The 3174-nt window shown below is 72.2% G+C and carries 5 protein-coding genes; all 5 read left to right on the forward strand.

Translation table 11 applies throughout. From position 1 onward, the window contains the following. Window positions 1–192 precede the first annotated feature (192 nt). The gene (locus tag K1Y73_RS21610) at window positions 193–441 is read left to right on the forward strand and encodes a hypothetical protein (protein ID WP_225030465.1); all 249 of its coding nucleotides are present in this window, start codon (window positions 193–195) and stop codon (window positions 439–441) included. Next, on the forward strand, window positions 438–1013 hold the full coding sequence (locus tag K1Y73_RS21615; protein ID WP_225030467.1) for a helix-turn-helix domain-containing protein: 576 nt from the start codon (window positions 438–440) through the stop codon (window positions 1011–1013). Before K1Y73_RS21610 ends, K1Y73_RS21615 begins: the two co-directional genes overlap by 4 nt. After that, window positions 1013–1624 (forward strand): hypothetical protein, encoded by a 612-nt coding sequence (locus K1Y73_RS21620; RefSeq protein ID WP_225030468.1) that lies wholly within the window; start codon window positions 1013–1015, stop codon window positions 1622–1624. Before K1Y73_RS21615 ends, K1Y73_RS21620 begins: the two co-directional genes overlap by 1 nt. Window positions 1625–1796: 172 nt before the next feature. Beyond that, on the forward strand, window positions 1797–2384 hold the full coding sequence (locus K1Y73_RS21625) for a hypothetical protein (RefSeq protein WP_225030470.1): 588 nt from the start codon (window positions 1797–1799) through the stop codon (window positions 2382–2384). After that, window positions 2384–3174, forward strand: a 791-nt coding sequence (locus K1Y73_RS21630; protein ID WP_225030472.1) for a hypothetical protein, incomplete at its 3' end; no start/stop codon positions are given. The genes K1Y73_RS21625 and K1Y73_RS21630, both read left to right, overlap by 1 nt.

The raw sequence follows: 3174 nt of genomic DNA on the forward strand, positions 1-3174 counted from the left end.
GACGCGGTGCGCGAACATGGCGAGGCGGTCAGCGCGGTCATGGACCTGGCCTCGGGCCGGGGCGACCGGGCGACGGCGCGCAAGGAACTGGCCGAGGCGGTGACGGCCGCGCGCCGGCTGGCCGCGATGATGGAGGCGGGCGATGCGCTGTAAGCCTCTGATTTACCAACATATCACCCGCAGGAGGGCGGCATGACCGGAACCACCGATTTCCGCAAGGACCTGCGCGCGGCGCATCTTTGCGTGGCCGAGATGCTGCGGCTTGCGAAGGCGCTGCCCGACGGGCTGGACCGGCTGCGGCGCTTCACCGCCGGCCGGGAATTCTGGGATTGGGAAGAGCGGGCCGAGGGCGGGGCGGTGATCCTGGCGCCGGTGCCGAATGCGCGGACGCGGGCGTTTCTGCAGGATCTGCGGCTGGCCTCGGAAAGGCGGGCGGCATGAGCGGAACACTGTCGCAAAAGGACCGGGCGCTGATCGAGGCGGCGCTTTTGGCGGGCCGGGCGCGGGTCATTCCGCGCGGCGTCTCGGGGCGGCCCTATCCGGTCTGGGATGGCGCGAAACTGGTCGATGCGCCGGGTGATCCGGGCACGGCCGATCCGCGGCAGGTGCGGCGGCAGACCTGGGCCGCGCGCCAGCGCCGGGCGCGGGCGGGATCGCGCCGGGCCGAGATCCTGGCGCTGACGGCGGAAGGCCTGCCGGTGGCGCAGATCGCGCAGCGGCTGGGCGTGGCGGACCGGACGGTCCGGGCCTGCCTGCAGGACGCGGGGGTGCCGATCAACCGGCTGCCGCGGGCGGCGCTGTCGGCGCTTGGCCGCGCGTTGGCACGCCGCCGGGCGGAAGATCCGGCGATTGCCGCGCGCCGCGCCACGGTGGCGGCGCTATACCAGCAGGGCGAAACCGTCGCCGCCATGTGCCGGGCCACCGGCGCGGGCGAGGGCGCGGTGCGGGGCGATCTGCGGAAACTCGGCCTGTCGATGAAGGACCGGCCCGAGCCGATGGCGAGGGCGGCATGATGGCGCATCCGCAACCCGGCCTGCGCGCGGTGCCGAGCGATCTTCCGGTCTATCCGATCGGCCGCGACGAGCGGCTGGACGGGCATTCCTTCGTGAAATGGTGGTATCACCGCTGGACGTCCTCGCGCACCTTCAAGCTGGCCTCCTGGGAGGCGCAGGGCATGGCGCGGGCGCTGTTCGACATGGCGCAAAGCGAAAGCCCGGTCGGCACGATCCCGGCGGACAATGACGAATTGGCGGTGATGCTGCGCACCGATGCGCGGCGGATCGTCGACCTGCGCCGGCAGGAGTTTGGCCCGTTCCGGGGCTGGCGGCCCTGTCTTTGCGATGGCGAGACGCGGCTGATGCATCCGGTGGTGCTGGAGCAGGTGCGCGATGCGATCGAGCGGCGCGACCAGCGGGCGCTGTCGGGCGAAGAGCTGGCGGCGCGCAAGCGGCTGCAGCGGCTGCGCGACGGTCTGAAGGAATGTGGCCTGGTCGAGGCGGCCCTGCGCGATCCGGTGCTGATGCGGCGGATGGATGAATGGCTGGCCGAGAATTGGAAAAAGCGCCGTGGGTCAGAGGCTTATGGCGCGGTGATCCTGCACGCGCGGCGGCAGAACTGGTTCTGAGCGCAGCGTCACGGTGACGCTTTGTGACTGTCACGGGGACGGATCGGGACAGTCACGCTCTGGCTGTGACTGTCCCGCGTAGAGAAGAGAAGACGAGATGAGAAAAGACTGTTCCGCTTGTGACGCGAACCTGTGGATAAGTCCGGCCGAGCAGGCTGAGAAAGGGGGAAGGATGGAAGGCGAGGCGCTGAAGCTTGGCAAGGAGCGGGTGCGGGATGTGCTGATCCGGCCGCTGGCGGGGCGGGGGATGGTGCGCGGGGCGGGGCTGACGGTGGCGCAGCATGAGGCGGCGATGGAGGGTCTGGCGGCGCGGCTGGCCTATATGACGGCGCCGAACCTGCGGGCGCTGGCCGAGGTGGTGGAGGCGAACGGGGCGGGCAAGGCGCGCAACCGCTGGCCGTCCGAGTTGCTGATCTGCCAATGGGCGCGGCGCTTGCAGGAGCCGCCGGCCTCGGACAGCCAGCTTGTGACCACCTATCTGCGCAGCGCGGCGGGGCGGCGGGCGCGGGCCGAGGGCTGGCTGGTGGAACTGTATCTTTACCTGAAGAAGATGGGCCGGCCGCCCAATGACTATGTGATCCGCGAGTTGAAACTCGAGGCCGACCGGGCGATGCGCCGCCGGGCCCGGGTGCAGGAGGCCGCGCGGTTTGGCGGGATGGATGCCGCCGATGGGCGCTGGCTGGACTGGTGGTTTGCGGCCGAGGCGCGGGCGCTGGCAATCATGGATGCGCAGGATCGCGCGGAAGGAGAAGCGGCATGATGACTGCACAATTGGCGTCGATGACAGTTGACCAGATCGGCCGGGCGCTTCTGGCCGAGATCGAGACCGACAGCCTGACCCGGCTGGCATCCCTGGCGCTGCGCCGGGTGCGGGCCGAGGCCGACGCGCTGGTGACGGGGGCGCTGGGGGCGCTGAGCGGATCGGCGCGGCTGCAGGCGGAACGGGCGCGGATCGCTGGCCGTCTGGCGGCGGCAACCCCGCCCGAGGCGCTGGCCGCGGCGCCGGTCGCGCCGGCCCGGGGGCCGCTGCGGCTGATCCCGAACTTCGCCAGCACGGCGCGCGGCGGGCTTTACCGCGACGGCAGCGCGCGCGGCCAGATGCTGGACGCGCTGTCGGTGATGTGCCGGCAGGCCTGGGAACGCCACCAGAAAACCGACCCCGAGGCGCCCTTCGTGCCGCCCTTCACGCCGGGCCAGATCGCGATGGCCTGCCGCTATCAGGCGCTGGTCGAGCGGCACGCCGCGGCCGGCATCAAGGGCGCCTCGGCCGAAACGCGGGCGATGCGCGGCGGCGGCGGCGGCGATTTCCTGGCGGCGCTGCTGACCGAGCGGCAAGAGATCGACCGGATCCAGCGCCGGATCGGCGACGGGACGGCGCTTGCGGTGCGCCGGATCCGCCCCTCGGCCCGGGGTGCGGGCGCGCGGCCGATCGGCGACCGGGCGCTGGTCGATGCGGTGTGCCTGGCGGGCGAGGATCTGTCGGCGGTGCTGCGGCGCTTCGGCTGGTCGGTGAATGGGCGCCACCACGACGCCCTGCGCGGCGCCCTGGC

The sequence above is a fragment of the Xinfangfangia pollutisoli genome (genome assembly GCF_020179405.1).
In the GTDB taxonomy this organism is placed as follows: domain Bacteria; phylum Pseudomonadota; class Alphaproteobacteria; order Rhodobacterales; family Rhodobacteraceae; genus Pseudogemmobacter; species Pseudogemmobacter pollutisoli.

Excerpts from the sequence above, each read along its gene's own strand:
- K1Y73_RS21615 (WP_225030467.1), top strand. The coding sequence starts at position 438 with ATGAGCGGAACACTGTCGCAAAAGGACCGGGCGCTGATCGAGGCGGCG.
- K1Y73_RS21625 (WP_225030470.1), top strand. The coding sequence starts at position 1,797 with ATGGAAGGCGAGGCGCTGAAGCTTGGCAAGGAGCGGGTGCGGGATGTG.
- K1Y73_RS21610 (WP_225030465.1), top strand. The coding sequence starts at position 193 with ATGACCGGAACCACCGATTTCCGCAAGGACCTGCGCGCGGCGCATCTT.
- K1Y73_RS21620 (WP_225030468.1), top strand. The coding sequence starts at position 1,013 with ATGGCGCATCCGCAACCCGGCCTGCGCGCGGTGCCGAGCGATCTTCCG.